Annotated in this window: 15 protein-coding genes; 6 read left to right on the plus strand and 9 right to left on the minus strand. The window is 68.2% G+C overall.

Going from position 1 to position 19,776, the window contains the following annotated elements; all coding sequences use genetic code 11:
* Positions 1-32 precede the first annotated feature (32 nt).
* A complete protein-coding gene (mutS, locus tag ACUVYZ_RS16510; protein WP_439935521.1) occupies positions 33-2,606 on the plus strand; it encodes a DNA mismatch repair protein MutS in 2,574 nt (857 codons plus the stop codon).
* A gap of 171 nt (positions 2,607-2,777) precedes the next feature.
* On the opposite strand, the gene ACUVYZ_RS16515 is transcribed toward mutS, so the two are convergent.
* A complete protein-coding gene (locus ACUVYZ_RS16515) occupies positions 2,778-3,254 on the minus strand; it encodes an FKBP-type peptidyl-prolyl cis-trans isomerase (RefSeq protein ID WP_439935520.1) in 477 nt (158 codons plus the stop codon).
* 184 nt (positions 3,255-3,438) lie between these two features.
* Positions 3,439-3,942, minus strand: a complete 504-nt coding sequence (locus ACUVYZ_RS16520; protein WP_439935519.1) for a peroxiredoxin — start codon at positions 3,940-3,942, stop codon at positions 3,439-3,441.
* Positions 3,943-4,053: 111 nt separating this feature from the next.
* On the opposite strand from ACUVYZ_RS16520, the gene ACUVYZ_RS16525 reads away from it, so the two are divergent.
* Positions 4,054-5,223 (plus strand): JmjC domain-containing protein, encoded by a 1,170-nt coding sequence (locus tag ACUVYZ_RS16525; RefSeq protein ID WP_439935518.1) that lies wholly within the window; start codon positions 4,054-4,056, stop codon positions 5,221-5,223.
* A gap of 237 nt (positions 5,224-5,460) precedes the next feature.
* Positions 5,461-5,730 carry a hypothetical protein gene (locus ACUVYZ_RS16530; protein ID WP_439935517.1) on the plus strand — a complete coding sequence of 90 codons (270 nt, stop codon included), beginning with the start codon at positions 5,461-5,463 and terminating at the stop codon, positions 5,728-5,730.
* 72 nt (positions 5,731-5,802) lie between these two features.
* Here ACUVYZ_RS16530 and ACUVYZ_RS16535 read toward each other — a convergent pair whose 3' ends face one another.
* The 4 genes from ACUVYZ_RS16535 to ACUVYZ_RS16550 form a co-directional block, all read right to left on the minus strand.
* On the minus strand, positions 5,803-6,570 hold the full coding sequence (locus ACUVYZ_RS16535; protein WP_439935554.1) for an MBL fold metallo-hydrolase: 768 nt from the start codon (positions 6,568-6,570) through the stop codon (positions 5,803-5,805).
* A 95-nt stretch (positions 6,571-6,665) separates the two neighbouring features.
* Positions 6,666-7,814: an outer membrane protein assembly factor BamC gene (bamC, locus tag ACUVYZ_RS16540; protein ID WP_439935516.1), complete on the minus strand. Its 1,149-nt coding sequence runs from the start codon at positions 7,812-7,814 to the stop codon at positions 6,666-6,668.
* The gene (gene dapA / locus ACUVYZ_RS16545) at positions 7,811-8,689 is read right to left on the minus strand and encodes a 4-hydroxy-tetrahydrodipicolinate synthase (RefSeq protein ID WP_439935515.1); all 879 of its coding nucleotides are present in this window, start codon (positions 8,687-8,689) and stop codon (positions 7,811-7,813) included. Before dapA ends, bamC begins: the two co-directional genes overlap by 4 nt.
* A gap of 94 nt (positions 8,690-8,783) precedes the next feature.
* Positions 8,784-9,347, minus strand: a complete 564-nt coding sequence (locus ACUVYZ_RS16550; protein WP_439935514.1) for a class I SAM-dependent methyltransferase — start codon at positions 9,345-9,347, stop codon at positions 8,784-8,786.
* 191 nt (positions 9,348-9,538) lie between these two features.
* Between ACUVYZ_RS16550 and ACUVYZ_RS16555 the strand changes: the two genes are divergently transcribed.
* Positions 9,539-11,737, plus strand: a complete 2,199-nt coding sequence (locus tag ACUVYZ_RS16555) for a serine/threonine protein kinase (RefSeq protein WP_439935513.1) — start codon at positions 9,539-9,541, stop codon at positions 11,735-11,737.
* A gap of 11 nt (positions 11,738-11,748) precedes the next feature.
* Here the strand turns inward: ACUVYZ_RS16555 and clpB are convergent, their stop codons facing one another.
* Positions 11,749-14,346 (minus strand): ATP-dependent chaperone ClpB, encoded by a 2,598-nt coding sequence (clpB, locus tag ACUVYZ_RS16560; protein WP_439935512.1) that lies wholly within the window; start codon positions 14,344-14,346, stop codon positions 11,749-11,751.
* A gap of 137 nt (positions 14,347-14,483) precedes the next feature.
* Between clpB and ACUVYZ_RS16565 the strand changes: the two genes are divergently transcribed.
* Both ACUVYZ_RS16565 and nadC read left to right on the plus strand, forming a co-directional pair.
* Positions 14,484-15,152, plus strand: coding sequence for a haloacid dehalogenase type II (locus ACUVYZ_RS16565; RefSeq protein WP_439935511.1), 669 nt, complete (start codon positions 14,484-14,486; stop codon positions 15,150-15,152).
* A gap of 4 nt (positions 15,153-15,156) precedes the next feature.
* Positions 15,157-15,999 (plus strand): carboxylating nicotinate-nucleotide diphosphorylase, encoded by an 843-nt coding sequence (nadC, locus tag ACUVYZ_RS16570; protein WP_439935510.1) that lies wholly within the window; start codon positions 15,157-15,159, stop codon positions 15,997-15,999.
* 39 nt (positions 16,000-16,038) lie between these two features.
* Here the strand turns inward: nadC and ACUVYZ_RS16575 are convergent, their stop codons facing one another.
* Together ACUVYZ_RS16575 and ACUVYZ_RS16580 are read right to left on the minus strand one after the other, a co-directional pair.
* Positions 16,039-17,475 (minus strand): HlyD family type I secretion periplasmic adaptor subunit, encoded by a 1,437-nt coding sequence (locus ACUVYZ_RS16575; RefSeq protein WP_439935509.1) that lies wholly within the window; start codon positions 17,473-17,475, stop codon positions 16,039-16,041.
* Positions 17,476-17,506: 31 nt separating this feature from the next.
* Positions 17,507-19,630 (minus strand): type I secretion system permease/ATPase, encoded by a 2,124-nt coding sequence (locus ACUVYZ_RS16580; RefSeq protein WP_439935508.1) that lies wholly within the window; start codon positions 19,628-19,630, stop codon positions 17,507-17,509.
* Positions 19,631-19,776: the final 146 nt, after the last annotated feature.

The raw sequence follows: 19,776 nt of genomic DNA on the forward strand, positions 1-19,776 counted from the left end.
CCGGCCTCGGCAGAACCCGGTCCACGCTTCCCATGAAGCTCGACGACCTCTCCCGCCACACGCCTGTCATGCAGCAGTATCTGCGCATCAAGGCACAGCATGCCGATGTGCTGCTGTTCTACCGCATGGGCGACTTCTACGAGCTGTTCTACGAGGACGCGGAGAAGGCCGCCAGGCTCCTCGACATCACCCTCACCCGGCGGGGGGTATCCGCCGGCGAGCCGATTCCCATGGCGGGCGTGCCGGTGCACTCGGCGGAGCAGTACCTGGCCAAGCTCCTACGGCTGGGGGAGTCGGTGGCCATCTGCGAGCAGGTGGGGGACACGGACGCCGCCCGCGGCCCGGTGGAGCGGCGGGTGGTGCGCATCGTCACCCCCGGCACCCTCACCGACGCGGGCCTGCTGGACGAACGCGCCGAGAGCGTGCTCCTCGCCGCCACCTGGGAACGCCGGCGCGTGGGCCTCGCCTGGCTCAACCTGGCCGCCGGGAGCCTGCGGGTCATGGAAATCGAGCCCGCCGCCCTCGCCTCCGAGCTGGAGCGGATCCGGCCGGCGGAAATCCTGCTGCCGGAGAGCCTGCGGCACCCGGTCTTCGAAGCCCGCCCGATCCCGCTGAAACGCCTGCCCGACTGGCAATTCGACCACTCCATCGCCCAGGACCTGCTCGCCCGCCATTTCGGCACCCGCGACCTCTCGGGCTTCGGCTGTGACGACCTGCCCCTCGCCGTCGCCGCCGCCGGCGCCCTAGTGGAGTACGCCCGCCTCACCCAGGGGGCCACCCTCGCCCATCTGCAAGGCGTCACCGTGGAGCGGACGACCGATTTCGTGCGCTTGGACGCCGTGACCAGGCGCAATCTGGAGATCAGCGAGACCTTGCGCGGAGAGCCGGCCCCCACCCTTCTCTCGGTGCTGGACACCTGCGCCACCAGCATGGGAAGCCGCCTGTTGCGCCACTGGCTGCACCATCCCCTGCGCCTGCGCTCCCCGCGGGAACAGCGGCTGCAGACGATCGCCGAGCTGGCTGGGGATGCGCGCGAGACCTGCGCCGCTCTGCGTGCCGAGCTCAAGTGCATGGCCGATCTGGAGCGCATCGCCGCCCGCATCGCCCTGGGAAGCGCGCGCCCCCGGGACCTGGCCGCGCTGCGGGACAGTCTCTCCCGCCTCGATGCCCTCGACGCACTGCTCATGTCTCTCCAGGCCTCGCGGCTGGGCGAGATCCGGTCGGCGCTCGCTTTACCCAAAGAAGTGCTGGCCCGGCTCAAGCGCGCTGTCAAGGAGACGCCCGCAGCCTTCCTGCGCGACGGGGGCGTGATCGCCGACGGCTACGATGCGGAACTGGACGAGCTACGGAGCCTCCAGGCCCATTGCGGCGAATTCCTGCTGGCCATGGAGGCCCGGGAGCGGGCCCGCACCGGGATTCCCAACCTCAAGGTGGAATACAACAAGGTCCACGGCTTCTACATCGAGGTGACCCGGGCCCAGAGCGACAAGGTGCCGGAGGACTACCGCCGGCGCCAAACCCTCAAGAACGCCGAGCGCTACATCACGCCAGAACTCAAGCGCTTCGAAGAAAAGACCCTCTCCGCCCAGGAGCGGGCCCTGGCACGGGAGCGGGAACTCTACGAGGAACTGCTCGCCTGGCTCGGCGGGTACGTGCCCCGGCTGCAGGGCATCGCCCGGGCCGTGGCGGAGCTGGATGTCTTCGCCGCTCTGGCGGAGCGAGCCTTGGCCCTGGACTACCGCGCCCCGGAGTACACGGAGGAGCCGGTCATCGAGATCGAGGCAGGGCGCCACCCGGTGGTGGAGCGCGCGACGGCGGACTTCATCCCCAACGACGCCCGGCTAGGTCCCGGGCGCAGGCTTCTGGTGATCACGGGCCCCAACATGGGGGGCAAGTCCACCTACATGCGGCAGGTGGCGCTGATCGTGCTCCTCGCCTGCTGCGGCAGCTTCGTCCCGGCAGGCCGGGCGGTGATCGGGCCGGTGGATCAGATCTTCACCCGGATCGGCGCCGCCGACGACCTGGCCGGCGGCCGCTCCACCTTCATGGTGGAGATGACCGAGGCAGCCAATATCCTGCACAACGCCACGGACACGAGCCTGGTGCTCATGGACGAGGTGGGCCGCGGCACGTCCACCTTCGACGGCCTCGCCCTGGCGTGGGCCATCGCTTGCCATCTCCTCACCGTCAACCGCGGCTATACCTTGTTCGCCACCCACTACTTCGAGCTGACCCGCCTCGCCGCTCTCTACCCGGAGGCCGCCAACGTGCATCTGGGCGCGGTAGAGCACGGCAACAAGGTGGTCTTTCTCCACACGGTGAACGAGGGGCCCGCCAGCCAGAGCTACGGGCTGCAGGTGGCGGCCCTCGCTGGCGTTCCGGCGCGGGTGATCGCCCAGGCGCGCAAGCAGCTCCACTGGCTGGAAACCCAGGGATTGAGCCGGTCGCGGCAAGGGGACTTGTTCGCGCTGGCAATCGAAGCGCCGCCGGCCGAACCCGAACCCCACCCGGTCCTGGACGCGCTCAAGGCGCTGGAGCCGGACGAGTTGTCGCCACGGGAGGCACTGGAAAAGCTCTACGAACTCAAGCGCCTCGGTAAGGCGTGACTCGCCTGGATATTTCACGAAGGGCTGCGGCCGAGCGTCCCGAAAGACTGCCTGGCGGTTCAGTCCCCTTCTCAGTCTCTCTCTCCCTCTGGGCGAGAGGGGAGGAGGGAGGGTGGATTGCGGCCCATGGCCCGCTGGCCATCGACCAAAGACTCGATGGCCCGGCCGCCCTCAGTGATGCCCGTGGGGGCCGTGGACGTGCCCGTGGGCCAGCTCTTCCGGGGTGGCCGGCCGCACGTCGGTCACCTGGCAGTCGAAACGCAGCCGCATGCCGGCGAGGGGATGGTTGCCATCCACCACCACCTTGTTCTCGGCCACCTCGGTCACGGTGAAGATGTGCACCTCCCCCGATTGCTCGCCCCGGCCTTCGAACTGCATCCCTACCCTCACCTCGGCCGGAAATAGGGCCCGGTCCTCCACCCGCACCAGGGAGGCGTCGTACTCGCCGAAGGCGCTCTCCGGCTCCATGGTGATGGAGCACTCGTCCCCGGGCTGCTTGCCCTCCAGGGCATCCTCCACCAAGGGGAAAATGCCATGGTAGCCCCCGTGCAGGTAGGAGACCGGCTCCCGGGATTCCTCGAGTAGATTGCCCTGCGCGTCGAACAGCTTGTAGGTGAAGGTAACGATAGTGTTTTTTGCGACGATCATGGCGATAGTTCCTTTAGTTCATTGAGCCGGAAGACGAACCCGCCTGGCCCGGCCCGGATATTTTTCGTCCATCGCCGCTTCCTTTGAGGGGCATCCTGGGGAAATATCCGAGCTAGACAACAAGGTACCGTCAAAGGGTCCCGGCGCGCAACCGCCGCCCCATATCCCCGCCGCCCGTTATCTCCTAGGAGCGTCTTCGTGAAACATGGGGACCGGCTTTGGCACCGAGCTGTTTGACCAGCTCCAGCACCGCGTGGGCGTGACCCTTCGGGTTGACCCCGTAGAGGGCGTGGCGCACGATGCCCTTCTTGTCGATGATGAAAGTGGACCGGCACACGATCAGCCGACGCTTGCCCTCCACCTCTTTTTCCTGGAGCACGCCGTAGCGCCGGCACACCTCGCCGTCGGTGTCGGAGAGGAGCTGGATGGACAGTCCGTGCTTGTCGCGGAAGGAGCCGTGGCTGATGCAGTCGTCCCGGCTCACCCCCAGAATCACGGCGTCCAAACGCTTGAATTCCTCCTCCAGGTCACTAAAGTCGATCGCCTGCATGGTACACGCCGGAGTGTCGTCCTTAGGGTAGAAGTACAGCACCACGTTCTTCTTGCCACGAAACGTCGACAACCGCACCATCGCCATGTCGGCATCGGGAAGGTCGAATTCCGGCGCGGCCTGGCCGACTTGAACCATTGCAGGCGGTGCATCCATCGTCGAGGAGAAATGGCGAGGCCATTCTAACGTATTTGTCTCGCGGCACAATGCGCGATCGGGCCGATCGCGGGGTTCCTTTGACAATTGAAAATGCAAGCTTCTTCGCACTCGGTAAAGCTCTCCCTCCTGGGCGGCCTGAGCGCCGCCGATTTCCTGCGCGCCCACTGGCAGAAGCGACCCCTCCTGGTGCGCGAGGCGCTTCCCAGCTTCGCCGGGCTTCTCTCCCCCCGGGAACTGATAGCGCTCGCCGCCCGGGACGACGTGGAGTCCCGCCTGGTGATCAAGCAAGGCCGCCGCTGGCACGCCGAGAGCGGCCCCTTCGCCGGCCGGCGCTTCTCCCGGCTGCCCGAGCGGGGATGGACCCTGCTGGTGCACGGTCTCGACCTGCACCTCGCCTCCGCCCACGCCCTGATGATGAACTTCGCCTTCCTGCCCCTCGCCCGGCTGGACGACGTGATGGTGAGCTACGCCGCCCCCGGCGGCGGGGTCGGGCCCCATTTCGATTCGTACGACGTTTTCCTGCTGCAGGGCCCGGGGCGCCGGCGCTGGCGCATCTCCGCCCAGGCCGATCTCGAGTGGGTGGAAAACGCACCGCTCAAGCTCCTCAAGCGCTTCCGCGCCGAGCGGGCCTGGATCCTGGAGCCCGGCGATCTCCTCTATCTCCCGCCCCGCTACGCCCACGAGGGCACTGCCCTGGGGGAATGCATGACCTACTCCATCGGCTTCCGCGCCCCTTCCCACGGGGAGCTCGCCACCCAGTTCCTGGCCTATCTCCAGGATCGCATTCGGCTCCCGGGGATGTACGCCGATCCGGACCTGCGCCCCCAGCGCCGCCCGGCCCGTATCCCCGCCCAGATGGTGCAACGTTTCGCCCAGGTGCTCGCCCACATCCGCTGGAGACCGGCGGAGGTAGAGGCGTTCGCCGGAGTCTACCTCTCCGAGCCCAAGCCCACGGTGGTGTTCTCTCCCCCCTCGCGCCCTTTAAGCCCAAACGCCTTCGCCCGGGAGGCGGCGCGGCGGGGCGTCGTCCTGGCCATCAAGACCCGCATGCTCCATGGCCCCCGAGGGGTCTACATCAACGGGGAAGCCGTCCGGGTGGAGGGCGCTTCCCGGGAAGCGCTGGCGCGGCTGGCCGATGCCCGCGTACTTCCGCCCAGAACACCCCTCGATCCCACCGTCCGGGAAGCGCTTTACCAGTGGTACCGGGCCGGGTATCTCGCCCTGGGGAAGGCCGCAGGGAAGCGCGGGCGCGGCCGCTAAACTGTATAAAAATACAGGTTACTATCCTTTTCGCCGTGTTCTGCTAAAATCCGCCGCCGGTCGGGATCCGGGACAGCCAGCGCCCATCCGTTCGGACCAGGGCGCCAGGCGGTCCCCCAGGAGCCTGTACAGGCAACCGGGTCTCGCCGGAAGCGGGCGAGACTTGCACGTACAGGTTCCTGGGATGCCGGCCTGGAAAAGCAGGACATGACCAACTTTTCGAAGGATAACTCCCCTATGAAACGCTCCATCCTCCTCGTAGCCCTCGCCGCCGTGGCGCTGAGCGCCTGCGGCAAGAAAGAAGAAGCGGCCACGGCGCCGGCGCCCGCTCAACAGGCCGCTCCGGCGCCCGCTCCGGCCCCGACCCAGCAGGCGGCTACGCCTGAAGCCAAGCCGGCCGAAGCCCTACCGCAAGCGGCCGCGCCTGCGGGCGAAGCCAAGCCCGCCGAAGGCCAGGCCGCCCCTGCCGCCGCGCCCGCCGAAGAGAAGAAAGAGCAGCCCAAGTAATCCGGGTCGCTCGAACGGGCGAGTGGCAAAAAGGCCGGCGCAAGCCGGCCTTTTTCATTGGCTGAGCGGAGGTCAACGGACCTCGCGCCAGCCGAAGCCCAGGTCTTGATCCGCCGCGCCGATCCACTCGGGCTCGCAGGATAGGGCTTGGGCCAGGGCGCGCCGGGCCAGCTCGGGGGTGTTGTTGGTCTGGCTGAGATGGGCGGCGACCAAATGCTGCAAGCGGCCCGTTTCCAGGCTCCCAAGGAGCCCGGCGGCGGCCGGGTTGGCTAGGTGCCCGTAGCGACCGGCCACCCGCCGTTTGAGGGACGGGGGATAGGGTCCCTTCTCCAGCATCTCGGGATCGTGGTTGCACTCCAGGACCAGGGCCTGGCAGCCGTTCAGCATTGCCCGGATGTGGGGCGTGGGGCAGCCGGTGTCGGTCAGCACCCCCAGGCGCACCGCCCCGTCGGCGAAGACGAACTGGACGGGCTCCCGGGCGTCGTGGGGCACGGGGAACGGATGGATCTCCAAGTCTCCCACGGCGAAGGGCGTATGGCTGTCGATCAGATGCACTTCGGTGGCGGGGAGCAGGGCCGATTCCAGGGCCCGGCGGGTGCCGTAGGTGAGGTAGACTGGAATGCCGTGACGGGCTGCCAGTCGGGCGACGCCGCTGGCGTGGTCCTCGTGCTCGTGGGTTACCAGGAGGGCGTCCAGCTCGCCGGGATCCACCTTCAGCCGAGCCAGCCGGGCCTCGGTCTCCCGCAAGGGAAAACCGCAATCGAGGAGCACGCGGGTCCCGTTCGCCTCCACCAGCAGGCCGTTCCCTGCGCTGCCGCTGCCGAGGGAGGCGAAGCGCATCATGACGCGGGGGAAGGGAGGAGAGGGATAACCACGCCCCGCGGCCCGGCGCGGCTTCTCATCCCTTTCCCTCGCCCGGCATCCGTGGCGCCCGCTCACTTGAGCTGCTCGTACAGCAGGCTCAGGATCTTTTTGCCGGTTTCGGACTTCTCCGGCTGGCCTTCCTTGTCGAGCACGCTCACCCGAGTGCCCTCTCCTGTGGGCTCCAGGTGAACGCGATACTGCTCCGGCCTGGGCTTCCCCCCCTCGTCGCTGCGCCAGAAGGCGAGCCGGGAGAGGAGCCCGCCTTCTTTCCTCGGCTGGGTCTCCAAGGGGGCGTAGCGCACGTAGTAGATCCCGTTGGAGCGGTCCCGGTCCACCACGGTGAATCCTACCCGGTCCAGGGCGAGCCCCACCCGCCGCCAAGCCCGGTCGAAGGGATCCACCAGGGCCAGCGTCCCCGCCCCCGGCATCAGGCTCGCCTGGGGCTCCCGGCTGGGCGCCGCGAGCAGTTGCCGGCTGCGCTCCTCTTCCACACCGAAGCGCACCGCCAGCCGCCGCAGCATCTCCGCCTCCAGGTCTGGATTGGGCGGCACCGGCTCCCACACGGAGCCCTGGGGCTCGTTGGGATTGTTGCCCACCAGCCGCTCCACCATCCCCCGGTGGCTGATGTAGACCTCGGTGGCGGTGCGATCCTTGATCGGCTCCAGCCGGGTGCGGAACTTGTCCCGCTCGCCGGTGGACCACAACTGGTCCAGCACCTTGCCCAGGGTATCGCGGATGAAGTCTTGGGGAATCTTGGCCCGGTTCTCCGCCCAGTCGGTCTCCATCACCCCGGCCTCCGGGACCTCGGTGGCGATGATGAAGCCCAGCTCCAGCCAGAAGTCCCGCACCACGGGCCATACTTTTTCCGGCGGCTGGTTCACCACCAGCCAGCGCTCGCTGCCCGCCCGCTCGATGCGCACTTGCGCGTTCTCGGGGAGCAGGGTGGATACGCCCGAGGGCTGGGGGCGCCCGGCGCGCTCGGCGCTGTAGGCGGAATAGGTGGCCGGTCCCGGGGCGTTCACGTCCGGCACGGTGTAGCGATCGCTCGTGCTGGGCGCCGTCAGGTCGGGGGGAATTTCCAGCGGCGGCAGCTTGCTGGAAGACTTGTAATCGATCTCCTTGCGCAGCAGCCCCCCCGAGCAGCCCGCCACCACCAGGGCCAGCAGGAAGGCTCCGATCCCCCGAACCAGGGCGCGCGGCCCTCCACTCCTTCGGCTCACCCCAGCACCCCCGCCTGACGCATGGCCTCCCGCACCCGCCCGTGATACTGGGAGGCGAGGGGTGTCAAGGGGAGCCGGATGCCCTCGTTGATGAGCCCCAACTGGGCGACGGCCCACTTCACCGGAATCGGGTTCGCTTCGATGAACAGATCCTTGTGCAATCCCATCAATCGATTGTTGATCTCCCGGGCGCGGCTCAAGTCCCCCTCGAAGGCGGCAGCGCACATCTCGTGCATGAGCCGGGGCGCCACGTTGGCGGTAACGGAAATGACCCCATGGCCGCCCAGCAGCAGGAGCGCGAGGGCGGTGGCGTCGTCACCGCTGTAGACCGCGAAATCCTTCGGCACGCGCCGCAGCAGGTCGGCACCCCGCTCCAGGTTCCCGGTGGCGTCCTTGATGCCCACGATGTTGGGAAGCTCGGCCAGGCGCAGCACCGTGTCGTTGCAGATGTCGGCCACCGTCCGGCCGGGCACGTTGTAGAGGATATGGGGCATGTCCACCGCTTCGGCGATGGCCTTGAAATGCCGATACAGCCCCTCTTGGGTGGGCTTATTGTAATAGGGCACCACCGACAGGCTCGCGTCGGCGCCGGCTTCCCGGGCGTAGGCCGCCAGCTCGATGGCCTCCCGCGTGGCGTTGGCCCCCGTGCCGGCGACGATGGGAATGCGTCCCGCCGCGTGCTCTACCGCCACCCGGATCAGGGTGCGGTGCTCGTCGAAATCCACCGTGGGCGATTCCCCCGTGGTGCCCACCACCACGATGCCGTCGGTGCCTTGCTCGATGTGCCAGTCGATCAGCGCGCGGTAGCGCTCCAGGTCCAGGCTGCCATCGTCGTGCATGGGGGTGACGATGGCGACGAGACTGCCCTTGATCATGTGATAGCGCCCAGAAAATGGGCCATTGTAGCCAATTCAGCCTCCCGGCGAAATGGAACCCCCGCCTCTTTTGCCCCGCGGCATACACGCCGGCTCAATCCGCCGGCAGTGCCGGTTCCAGGTCCACCGGCTCGGAGAAGCGCACCGCGCACAGGCGCTGGAGGACCGCGGGTTTCGGAACGCTGACCCGCCCGCTTTCAAAGGCCACCACCTGGAGCGCGGCACCGAAGACCGCGAGCAGCTCCCCCGGCCGCAACAGGAAGTCCGGGTTGCTGGGGCGGCCGTAGCGCTCGTTGCCCGCCGCGAAGGTCTCGTAGATGAGGACGCCCCGTTCCCCGAGGGCCTCGAGCAAGCAGGGGAACAAGGGCCGGTGGAGGTAGTGGGTGACCACGATCCCGTCGAAGCGCCGCCCGGCATAGGGCCAGGGCCCGCCCTCCAGGTCGGCCACCCGCACCGTGATCCCGGGCACCCCCGCCAAAGCCTGCAAGACCTCGGCGTCTCGGTCCACCGCTTCTACCCGGTACCCCAGCCCCGCGAGATAACGGGCGTGCCTGCCGGAGCCCGCCGCCACGTCCAGAACGGCGCCGCCGGCGGGAATCAGCCGGGCCCAGCGCTTCACCCAGGCGGAGGGTTCGAAAAGGGTGTGGGCGTGTTCCATGGTGATCCGCGCCCGGCCTTGGGATCAGGGGCCAGGTGGCTCGGGCGCAGCAGCCCATTATAAAAAAGCCCTCGCCCGGTTTGCCGCGGCCGCCGGGGTTGAGGTATAAGTTTTCTCAAGCGGCCAGCCCTCGCCGCACCGACAGAACCGCGACTCCCCATGCTCCTCGGCTCCGCGTCCCGCGGCCGTCCATGAGCCCTTCCCCCACTCCTCCCCCCTCCGCCCCCGATCCCGAGGAGATCAGCCGGGCCGAGCGGCCCGCGCCCGCGGTGGGCAAGGACCGGCGCCCGTCCCTCGCGGCCCTGCTCTTCGCGACCCCCCTGCGCCGCAACCTGGCGCTGGCCCTCACCCTGGCGGCCATCGGGGGGCTGGGTGGCTGGACCTACCAGGGCGTGCGCGGCTCCCTGCAGGAGATCCGCGCTTCCGAGCTCACCACGGTGCTCGACGCGGAAGTCAAAGGGCTGGAGATCTGGATAGAGGAAAAGAGGCGGGAAGCGGAGCGCTGGGCCCAGGACCCCCGGGTCCGGGAGGCCGTGGTGGAGCTTGCCCGCCTGAGCCGGGACCCGGCAACGGCGTCAAGCCGCCTGTGGGAGTCGCCGGCCCGGGCGCGGTTGTTCGAAATCCTGTCCCCCGTCATCCGGGACTCGGGCAGCGTCAGCGCCCAGGTGATCGACCGGAGCGGGGTGATCATCGCCACCCGGTTTCGCGAGTACGCGGGCGCCCGCTTGTCAGGCACGGCCCTCGACCACCTGGAACCGGTGTTCCAGGGAAAGACCCGCTTCGTGCGCCCGCTGCGGGAGGAGCAGCGCCTGAACGCTCCGCCCCTGCCCCTGTTCCGGCGCCCGGTGCTGTGGATCGAGGCCCCGGTACGCAACGAGCGGGGCGAAGTGATCGCCGCCCTGGGCTTCGCCCGGTTCGCCGACGAAGAGTTCGCCCAGATCCTCAAGGTGACGCATCCCGGGAAAACGCTGGAGGTGTACGCTTTCGACGAAAGCGGTCTGATGCTCTCCGAAAGCCGCTTCGACGAAGCCCTCAAGCGCGCGGGCCTTCTGCCTCAATCTCCCGACGCCCGCTCGGCACTCGCCGTGCAGGTGCGCGACCCCGGGGGCGAACTGGCCACCGGGTACGTGCCCGAGCTGGAGCCGAACGCCTGGCCCCTCACCCGGCTGGCGGCGCTGGCCGTGGCGAGCCGCTTTAAATCCGACCCCCAGGAGCAGCGGGGCGTCCTGGTGGAGCCGTATCGCAACTATCGCGGCGTCCTGGTGATCGGCGCGTGGAAGTGGCTGCCGGAGTACGACATGGGGGTGGCGGTGGAGGTGAGCGCCCGGGAGGCCTTCGCCCCCCTCGCCTATCTCAACGTCATGTTCGGCACCCTGTTCGGGCTGTTCGTCCTGTCCCTGCTGGCGGCCCTCGGCTCGTCCCTGCTGGTGGCCCGGCTCAAGCGCCAGGTGGGCGAAGCGCGCCAGCTCGGGCCGTACAAGCTGGAGCGAGAGATCGGCGAAGGCGGCATGAGCCGGGTCTATCTCGCCACCCATGCGCTCCTCAAGCGGCCCACGGCGGTGAAGATCCTGAAGCCCGCGGTGGCCACCGACGAGATGATTGCCCGCTTCGAGCGGGAGGTGCGCCTCGCGAGCCAGCTCTCCCACCCCAACACCATCGAGATCTACGACTACGGCCGCTCGCCCGACGGGGTCTTTTTCTACGCCATGGAGTACCTGAACGGCATCACCCTGGACGTCCTGGTGGCGCGCGACGGGGCGGTGCCCGTTCCCCGGGTGATCCACATCCTGCGGCAGTTGTGCGGGTCGCTACGGGAAGCCCACGGGAAAGGCCTGGTGCACCGGGATGTCAAGCCCCAGAACATCATGCTGTGCGAGCGAGGCGGGGAGCTGGACGTGGTAAAGGTCCTGGACTTCGGGCTAGTGAAGGACCTGGACAAGCCCGACCCCCGGGACCTCACCCGCACCTTGCGCATCCTGGGCACGCCCTTGTACATGGCGCCGGAGCGCATCCGCAACCCGGGGCAGGCCGACTCCCGCTCCGACATCTATTCCGTGGGCGCAGTGGCCTTCTATCTTCTCACCGGGCGGCGGCTGTACGAGGCGGAAACCGACATGGACCTGACCCACCAGGTGCTGAGCGCCCCGCCCCCGCGGCCTTCCGAGCGCGGCGCCCAGGAGATTCCCCAGGAGCTGGACGACCTGGTGGTGCGCTGCCTGGACAAGGACCCCGCCGCCCGTCCCCAGCGCATGGAGGAGCTGCTCGTGGTGCTCTATGTGCTCTCCGCCTGGCACCCCTGGACCCAGACCGCCGCCGCCGAGTGGTGGCAGCGGCTGCGGGCGAGCGGGGAACGCGCCCTTTCCTCGGCGCCCCAGCCGTCGGCCGCATAAGAAAAGCGCCCTCACGCCGCGGCCGCCTGCCGCTCCGCCTTGGTGAACATGAACTCGCCGCCGGAAACGTCCACCCGGATCAGGTCCTTCGGCCCGAAGCGGCCCTCCAGGATCAGCCTGGCCAGGGGATTTTCGATCCGCTGCTGGATCGCCCGCTTCAAGGGGCGCGCCCCGTAGGCCGGATCGAACCCCACCTTGGCCAGCTCGGAGAGGGCTGCCTCCGACACCTCCAGCCCTATGTCCATCGCCGCCAGCCGCTTGCGCAGGTAGGCAAGCTGGATCTGGGCGATCTGCTTGATGTGCTTCTCGTCAAGGGCGTGGAACACCACCACCTCGTCGATGCGGTTGATGAACTCGGGCCGGAAGTAGTTCTTTACTTCCGCCATCACCGCCAGCTTGATCACCTGGTAGTCGTCCCCCGCCATCTGTTGGATCATGTGAGAGCCCAGGTTGGAGGTCATCACCACGACCGTGTTGCGGAAGTCCACCGTCCTGCCCTGCCCATCGGTGAGGCGCCCGTCGTCGAGCACCTGGAGCAGTACGTTGAACACCTCGGGATGGGCCTTCTCCACCTCGTCCAGCAGGATCACCGAGTAGGGCTTCCTGCGCACTTGCTCGGTGAGCTGGCCGCCTTCCTCATAGCCCACGTAGCCCGGTGGCGCGCCGATCAATCGCGCCACCGAGTGCTTTTCCATGTACTCGCTCATGTCGAGGCGGATCAAGTGCTCCTCCGAGTCGAACAGAAACTCGGCCAGGGCCTTGCACAGCTCGGTCTTGCCCACCCCGGTGGGTCCGAGGAACAGGAACGAGCCGTAGGGCCGGTTCGGGTCGGCAAGCCCAGCCCGGGAGCGGCGGATGGCGTCGGAGACAAGCCGCACTGCCTCGTCCTGGCCCACCACCCGCTGATGCAATCGCTCCTCCATGTGGAGCAACTTTTCCCGCTCCCCTTCCATCAGCTTGGAGACGGGAATGCCGGTCCAGCGGGACACCACCTCGGCCACCTCCTCCGCGCCCACCTGGGTGCGCAGCAGTTTGAACTGCTTCTTGCCCGCGCCGCTTTCCGCCTGCTTGAGCTGGGCCTCGAGCTGGGGGATCTTCCCGTACTGGATCTCGGAGACTTTCTGCCAGTCGCCCCTCCGCTTGGCCGCCTCCATCTCCAGCTTCAGCTTGTCCAGCTCCTCCTTGATGTGCTGGGCGCCGGCCACCTGGGCCTTCTCCGCCTTCCAGATCTCCTCCAGGTCCGAATACTCCTTCTCCAGCTTGGCGATCTCCTCTTCCAGGAGCTGCAGCCGCTTCCGGGACGCCTCGTCCTTTTCTTTCCTCACCGCTTCCCGCTCGATCTTGAGTTGGATCAGGCGCCGCTCCAGGCGGTCCATCTCCTCCGGCTTGGAGTCGATCTCCATGCGGATGCGGGCCGCCGCCTCGTCGATCAGGTCGATGGCCTTGTCCGGCAGGAACCGGTCGGTGATGTAGCGGTGGGAAAGTTCGGCAGCGGCCACGATGGCCGGGTCGGTGATCTCCACCCCGTGGTGCAGTTCGTACTTCTCTTGCAAGCCCCGCAGGATGGCGATGGTCTCCTCCACCGTGGGCTCGTCCACCATCACCTTCTGGAAGCGCCGCTCCAAGGCGGCGTCCTTCTCGATGTACTTGCGATACTCGTCCAGGGTCGTGGCGCCGATGCAATGCAGCTCGCCCCGGGCAAGGGCGGGCTTGAGCATGTTGCCGGCATCGATCGCCCCTTCGGCCTTGCCCGCCCCCACCATGGTGTGGAGCTCGTCGATAAAGACGATGATGCGGCCTTCTTCCTGGGCGATCTCCTTGAGCACCGCCTTCAGGCGCTCCTCGAACTCGCCCCGGTACTTGGCCCCCGCCAGCAGGGCCGCCATGTCCAGGGACAGCACGCGCTTGTTCTTCAGGGATTCCGGCACCTCGCCGTTGACGATGCGCTGGGCGAGCCCCTCCACGATGGCGGTTTTGCCCACGCCGGGCTCGCCGATCAGCACCGGGTTGTTCTTGGTGCGCCGCTGCAGGATCTGGATCACCCGTCGGATCTCGTCGTCGCGCCCGATCACGGGATCGAGCTTGCCCCGGCGGGCCCGTTCGGTGAGGTCCAGGGTGTAGCGCTCCAGGGCCTGGCGCTGGCTCTCGGCCTCGGGGTTTTCCACGCTCGCGCCGCCCCGCACCGTCTGGATCGCCTGCTCCAGTGCCGTGCGGTTGGCCCCGTGTTGCTTGAACAGGCGCCCGGTCTCGCCCTTGTCCTCGGTCAAGGCCAGGAGAAAGAGTTCCGAGGCGATGTACTGGTCCCCCCGCTTCTGGGCCTCCTTGTCGGTCAAGTTGAGCAGGTTGACGAGGTCCCGGGACAGGGTGATTTCCCCCCCGGTTCCCTCCACCTTCGGCAGCCGCTGGAGGCTCTTCTGCAGGTCGGCTTTCAGGGCCCCCACGTTGACCCCCGCCCTAGCGAGAAGCGACGCCGTGCCGCCGTCTTCCTGGTTGAGAAGGGCCATCAGCACGTGCTGGGGCTCGATAAAGGGGTTGTCCTGGCCCAAGGCCAGGCTCTGGGCGTCGGCCAATGCCTGCTGGAACTTGGTGGTCAATTTGTCCAGGCGCATGGAGGGTCTCCAAAAAGTCTTTGCCGAAAAATGAACTTTTCACTTAAATGGGGGGACGGGCGGCGATTTCAATGCCTTCCGGGGTTCGGAATCCTGCCGGGCCAGGGTATCATCGGGGAAAGAAAGGAGCAGACCCCATGACGAACCGGATCAAGGCCCTGGTTTTCGACGCCTACGGCACGCTCTACGACGTGCACTCGGTGGTCGCCCGGTGCGACCAGCGCTTCCCCGGTCAGGGACAGGCCTTGAGCCAGACCTGGCGGCAAAAGCAACTGGAATACACCTGGCTCAAAAGCCTCATGGGGGAATACGAGGACTTCTGGGCCATCACCGAGAGGGCCCTGACCTACGCCTGCCGTCACCTGGGCCTTGCCTGCGACAACGCCACCCGCGCCCGGCTCTTGAACGCTTACCTGCACCTGGAGCCCTACCCAGAAGTGGCGGAGGCGCTGGAGGCCCTGCGAGGGCGGCCGCTGGCGATCCTCTCCAACGGCAGCCCCCGCATGCTGCTGGACCTGGTCCGCAACACGGGGCTCGAGCCCAAGTTCAAGGCGATCCTGTCGGTGGACGAGCTCAAGATCTTCAAGCCCCACCCGTCCGTGTACGCCCTGGCCCCGGCCCGCCTGGGGGTGGACAAGCATGAGGTGGGGTTCGTCTCGTCCAACTACTGGGATGTGGTGGGGGCCAAGGCGTTTGGCTTCCACGTCTTCTGGATCAACCGCTTCGACGCCACGCCCGACGAGTTGGGGCACAGCCCGGACGCGGTGCTGAAGGCCTTGACCGAACTTACCCAGCACGTGCGCTAGCCCGATGGACCCCACGCTCCAGGAGCATGTGGCCCGGGACGTGGCCGGGGCGCTCGAAGAAGACCTGGGTCCCGGAGACCTGACCGCGCAGCTCCTGCCCGAGGACTTGATCGCCCGGGCCCGGGTCATGTGCCGGGACCACGCGGTGCTGGCCGGCGCCCCCTGGTTCGATGCCTGCTTCCGGCGGCTCGATCCGGCCGTGGAGATTCAGTGGAACGTCCCCGAGGGCGGCGCCTTGTCCCCGGGCACCGAGGTCTGCCTGCTCCAGGGTCGGGCCCGGGCGCTTCTCTCGGCGGAACGGCCCGCCCTCAACTTTCTTCAGACCCTCTCGGCGGTGGCCACCGCCACCCGGCGCTACGTGGACGCGGTGGCGGGCACTCGTGCGCGCATTCTCGATACCCGCAAAACGCTGCCCGGGCTGCGGTTCGCGGAAAAATACGCGGTGCGCGTGGGCGGTGGCACAAACCACCGCATGGGGCTTTATGACGGGATCCTGATCAAGGAGAACCACATCGCCGTGGCGGGGGGCGTGAAGGAGGCCCTGGCTGCCGCCTGGCGGATGAACGCTTCGGTGCCGATCCAGATCGAGGTGGAAACCCTGGCCCAGATCGAGGAGGCTCTGGCCGCCGGCGCCCGGCTCATTCTGCTCGATAACTTCTCCCTCGACGCCATGCGGGAGGCAGTGCGCCTGACTGCCGGCCGGGCCGAGCTGGAAGCTTCCGGCGGCATCACCTTGGAGAACGTGCGCGCCATCGCCGAAACGGGCGTGGACCGCATCTCCATCGGCAGCCTCACCAAGGACGTGAAGGCGGTGGACTTCTCGATGCGGGTGGTGCCGGTGGCGTGAAGCCTGAAGGAGTGCCAAGCTGCTGCACCGGCGCTCGGTCTAGCGCTCCCGCAAGCTCTCGTTCGCGGTCTGCAGCAAGGGCGAGAGGAAGTACTCGATCACCCGGCGGCTTCCCGTTTTGATCTCGGCGGTGACCGCCATGCCGGGGGTGAGCTGCACGGTGCGCCCGTCCACCTGGAGGGTAGAGCGTTCCAACAGCAGCCGCGTCTGGAACACCAGCCCCCGCTTCTCGTCGTTGACGGCGTCGTTGGAGACGAAGGTGACGGTGGCCGGAATCGTGCCGTAGCGGGCGAACGGGAAGGTCTCCACCTTGATCTCGGCCCGCTGCCCCGCCTTCACGAAGCCCACGTCCTTGTTCGGCAGCCACGCCTCCACCTCCGCCCGGTAGTCCCTGGGCGCGATCACCAGGAGGGGCTGGGCCGGGGTCACCACGCCGCCTTCGGTAAAGACCGCGAGCTGCTGCACCGTGCCGTCCACGGGGGCGGTGAGCCGCGTGAGCCTGCGCTTCTGCTCGGCCTTCACCACGTCTTGGGCGAGGCTGGCGGCGCGCTTGTCCGCCTCGTTCAGCGTCGCCGCCACGGTGCGCCGGAACTCCGCCGCGTACGCCGCCTGTTCCCGCGCCGCCTGGGCGATGGCGCTCGCGAGTTCCGCGGCCCGCAGCTGCTGGTGGGCAAGTTCCCGCTCCTGCTCGATGCGCGCCTGCTCCTTCTCCAGGAAGCCGTGGCGGGAGACGAAGCTCTTCTCCATCAAGGCTTGGAAATCCTCCGCCCGCCGGCGGGCGATCTCCACCGTCTGTTCCAGCCGGGCGGCGAGCTCCCGGGTCGTGGCGAGCTCCGCCCTGCGCCTGGCCAGCTCCGCCTCAAAGGCCGCCATACGGCTGCGGTATTCCTCGAACTGGCTCGAAAGCAACCGCTGCTCGGACGCCAGCCGCGCCGGGTCCACGTCCGGCAGTGGGGGAAGCCGCGGCGCGGCGCCGCCCTCCAGCGCGTTGAGCAGCGCCCTGGCGCGGGCCGACTCCAGCCGTGCCGCGACCCAGGCGTCCCGCGTCTGGGCTGACTCCGCGTCGGCGGCGGTGGCGTCCAGCTCGATCAGGATATCGCCTTGCCGGACCGACTGCCCGTCCCGCACCAGGATGCGCTTCACGGTGGCCGTCTCCATGGGCTGGACCACCTGGGCGCGCACGTCGGCGATCAGCTTCCCCGGGGCCACGGCCACCGTGTCCACGCGCCCGAAAACCGCCCAGGCGAGCGTCAGGGTGAAGGCGGCGATGAGGGTCCACAGGATCGCGCGGGGCAGCGGCGCCGGCGGGGTCTCCTGCAGCTCCAGCACCGCCGGCAGGAACTCGCGCTCCAGGGGCTCGCGCCGGGGTGGCTCCAGCGCGCGCCGTGCTTGCCAAGCCGCCCGGAACACCCGGACGTAGCGGGCGAGCAATTCACCCCAAGGGGAGCTGGAAGCGCCCATCGCCGCGCGCTTCATGCCGTCTCCGCCATGGTCCCACCCCGGATGCCTACGCGCTCTGCAGCGCGTAGAGCCGGGCGTAGCGCCCGTCGGGACGCTCCTTGAGCTCCCCGTGCCGGCCTTCCTCCACCAATTCCCCCTGGTCGAGCACGAAGATGCGGTCCGCCTCCTTCACCGCAGAGAGGCGATGGGTGATGACGATCACCGTGCGCCCGGCGCAGATCCGCTTCATGTTTTCCTGGACGGTGCGCTCCGACTCGTAGTCGAGGGCGCTGGTCGCCTCGTCGAAGATGAGCACCCGGGGATTGCCAAGCAGCGCCCGGGCGATGGCGATCCTCTGGCGCTGCCCGCCGGAGAGGGTCGCGCCGTGCTCGCCGACGGGCGTATCGTAAGCCTGGGGAAGCTCCATGATGAACTCGTGGGCGCCGGCGAGCTGGGCCGCCTCGATCACCACCTCCAGGGACGCGCCGGGATCGGCGAGCGCGATGTTGTCGCGGATGCTCCGGGCGAAGAGCACGTTCTCCTGCAGCACCACCCCGATCTGCCGGCGCAGCCACACCGGGTCGGCCAGGGCGAGATCCACCCCGTCCATCCGCACCCGCCCCCGCTCGGGCGCGTAAAGCCGCTGAATCAGTTTGGCGATGGTGCTCTTGCCCGAGCCGCTGCGGCCCACGATGCCGATCACCTCGCCGGGCTCGATGCGGAAGGAGACGCCTTTCAGCACCTCGGTCCCGTCCGGACGGTAACGGAAGTGCACATTCTCGAACTCGATGGCGCCGCGCATGGGCGGGAGATCCTGGCGGCTCGCCGGGAGTTCAGTGCGGGCGTTCAGGATGTCCCCCAACCGTGCCACCGAGATCCCGGCGTGCTGGAACTCCTGCCAGAGCTGGGCCAGCCGCATCACCGGCTGGGCCACCCTGGCCGCCAGCATGTTGAAGGCGATGAGCGCCCCGATGGTGAGCTCGCCGTCGATCACCTGATAGGCGCCGAGCCACAGGATCGCCACCGTCGTAAGCTTGCCGATGAGGGACACCGTCTCGGCGGCTACGGAAGAAAGGCGTGCCACGCGAAATCCCGCCGTCACGTAAGCCGCGAGCTGGCTGTCCCAATGACGGGTGACATGGGGCTCCACCGCCATCGCCTTCAGCGTGTGGATGCCGGAGACGGACTCCACCAGGAAAGCCTGGTTCTCGGCGCCGCGGTCGAACTTCTCGTTCAATCTGGCCCGCAGTGCCGGGGTGACCAGCACCGAGAGAAGGGCGTAACAGGGAAGCGACGTGAGCACGATCAAGGTAAGCGCTACCGAGTAGTACAGCATCACCCCGATGAACACCACCGAGAAGACGAGATCGAGCAGCGCGGTAAGCGCCGGGCCGGTCAAGAACTGCCGGATGTGCTCCAGCTCCCGCACCCGGGCCACCGAATCCCCCACCCGGCGCGCCTCGAAGTAGGCGAGCGGCAGCGCCAGGAGATGGCGGAACAGCCGCGCGCCCAGCTCCACGTCGATGCGGCTCGCGGTATGGGAGAACACGTAGGTGCGAAGCCCCGACAGCAGCGCCTCGAACAGGGACACCGCCAGAAGCCCCACGCCCACTACCGTGAGGGTGCTGTAGCCCCGGTGCACCAGCACCTTGTCCATCACCACCTGGAAAAAGAGGGGCGTCACCAAGGCGAAGAGCTGGAGAAAGAGGGAGGCCACCAGCACCTCCCCCAGGAGCTTGCGGTACTTGACCAGGGCGGGGATGAACCAGGAGAAGTCGAATCGCGCGAGCTCCCCCGCGAGGGACGCCCGGGAAGCGATGAGGATCAGCTTCCCCGACCAGCGCGCCTGAAACGCCTCCCGCGCGAGCACCTGGGGCCGCCCGGCGCCCGGGTCTTGGATCAACACCTGTTCGCGATCCCTATCCGCCCGGGCCAGGACAAAGAAGCGGCCATCCGTCCCTTCCGCGATGGCGGGGAGAGGGGTGGTTGCCAGGCGCTCGAAACGGCTCTCCGCCACTTTCGCCTTCAGCCCCAGGGATTTCGCCGCCAGAAGGATTTGCTCGATGCCGAAGGGCTCGTCCCCGATGTCGAACTCGTGGGCGAGGCGCCCGGCATCGGCCGCAACCCCGTGGAACCGGGCGAGCATCACCAGACACGCGAGGCCGCTCGCCCGGCCTTCAGGCTCTTGCATGGTCCCCTCCCCGCGTACTTACTGCCAGTTCGCCGCGATCACCGGTTCGAGCGCCTGCTGGTACTGCGGCGGCAGCGTTCCCTGGCCCATGGAGGGCGGGGCGAAGGCGGCCATCGCCTGCACGAGCTGCTCCACCTGGGCCTCCC

The organism is Pelomicrobium sp. P1 (assembly GCF_052805615.1).

Coding starts and splice junctions, on each gene's coding strand:
- ACUVYZ_RS16535 (WP_439935554.1), bottom strand. CDS start 6,570: ATGCGCTTCGCCTCCCTCGGCAGCGGCAGCGCAGGGAACGGCCTGCTG.
- ACUVYZ_RS16565 (WP_439935511.1), top strand. CDS start 14,484: ATGACGAACCGGATCAAGGCCCTGGTTTTCGACGCCTACGGCACGCTC.
- ACUVYZ_RS16525 (WP_439935518.1), top strand. CDS start 4,054: ATGCAAGCTTCTTCGCACTCGGTAAAGCTCTCCCTCCTGGGCGGCCTG.
- ACUVYZ_RS16555 (WP_439935513.1), top strand. CDS start 9,539: ATGAGCCCTTCCCCCACTCCTCCCCCCTCCGCCCCCGATCCCGAGGAG.
- ACUVYZ_RS16580 (WP_439935508.1), bottom strand. CDS start 19,630: ATGCAAGAGCCTGAAGGCCGGGCGAGCGGCCTCGCGTGTCTGGTGATG.
- ACUVYZ_RS16520 (WP_439935519.1), bottom strand. CDS start 3,942: ATGGTTCAAGTCGGCCAGGCCGCGCCGGAATTCGACCTTCCCGATGCC.
- ACUVYZ_RS16550 (WP_439935514.1), bottom strand. CDS start 9,347: ATGGAACACGCCCACACCCTTTTCGAACCCTCCGCCTGGGTGAAGCGC.
- ACUVYZ_RS16515 (WP_439935520.1), bottom strand. CDS start 3,254: ATGATCGTCGCAAAAAACACTATCGTTACCTTCACCTACAAGCTGTTC.
- mutS (WP_439935521.1), top strand. CDS start 33: ATGAAGCTCGACGACCTCTCCCGCCACACGCCTGTCATGCAGCAGTAT.
- nadC (WP_439935510.1), top strand. CDS start 15,157: ATGGACCCCACGCTCCAGGAGCATGTGGCCCGGGACGTGGCCGGGGCG.
- dapA (WP_439935515.1), bottom strand. CDS start 8,689: ATGATCAAGGGCAGTCTCGTCGCCATCGTCACCCCCATGCACGACGAT.
- clpB (WP_439935512.1), bottom strand. CDS start 14,346: ATGCGCCTGGACAAATTGACCACCAAGTTCCAGCAGGCATTGGCCGAC.
- ACUVYZ_RS16530 (WP_439935517.1), top strand. CDS start 5,461: ATGAAACGCTCCATCCTCCTCGTAGCCCTCGCCGCCGTGGCGCTGAGC.
- ACUVYZ_RS16575 (WP_439935509.1), bottom strand. CDS start 17,475: ATGAAGCGCGCGGCGATGGGCGCTTCCAGCTCCCCTTGGGGTGAATTG.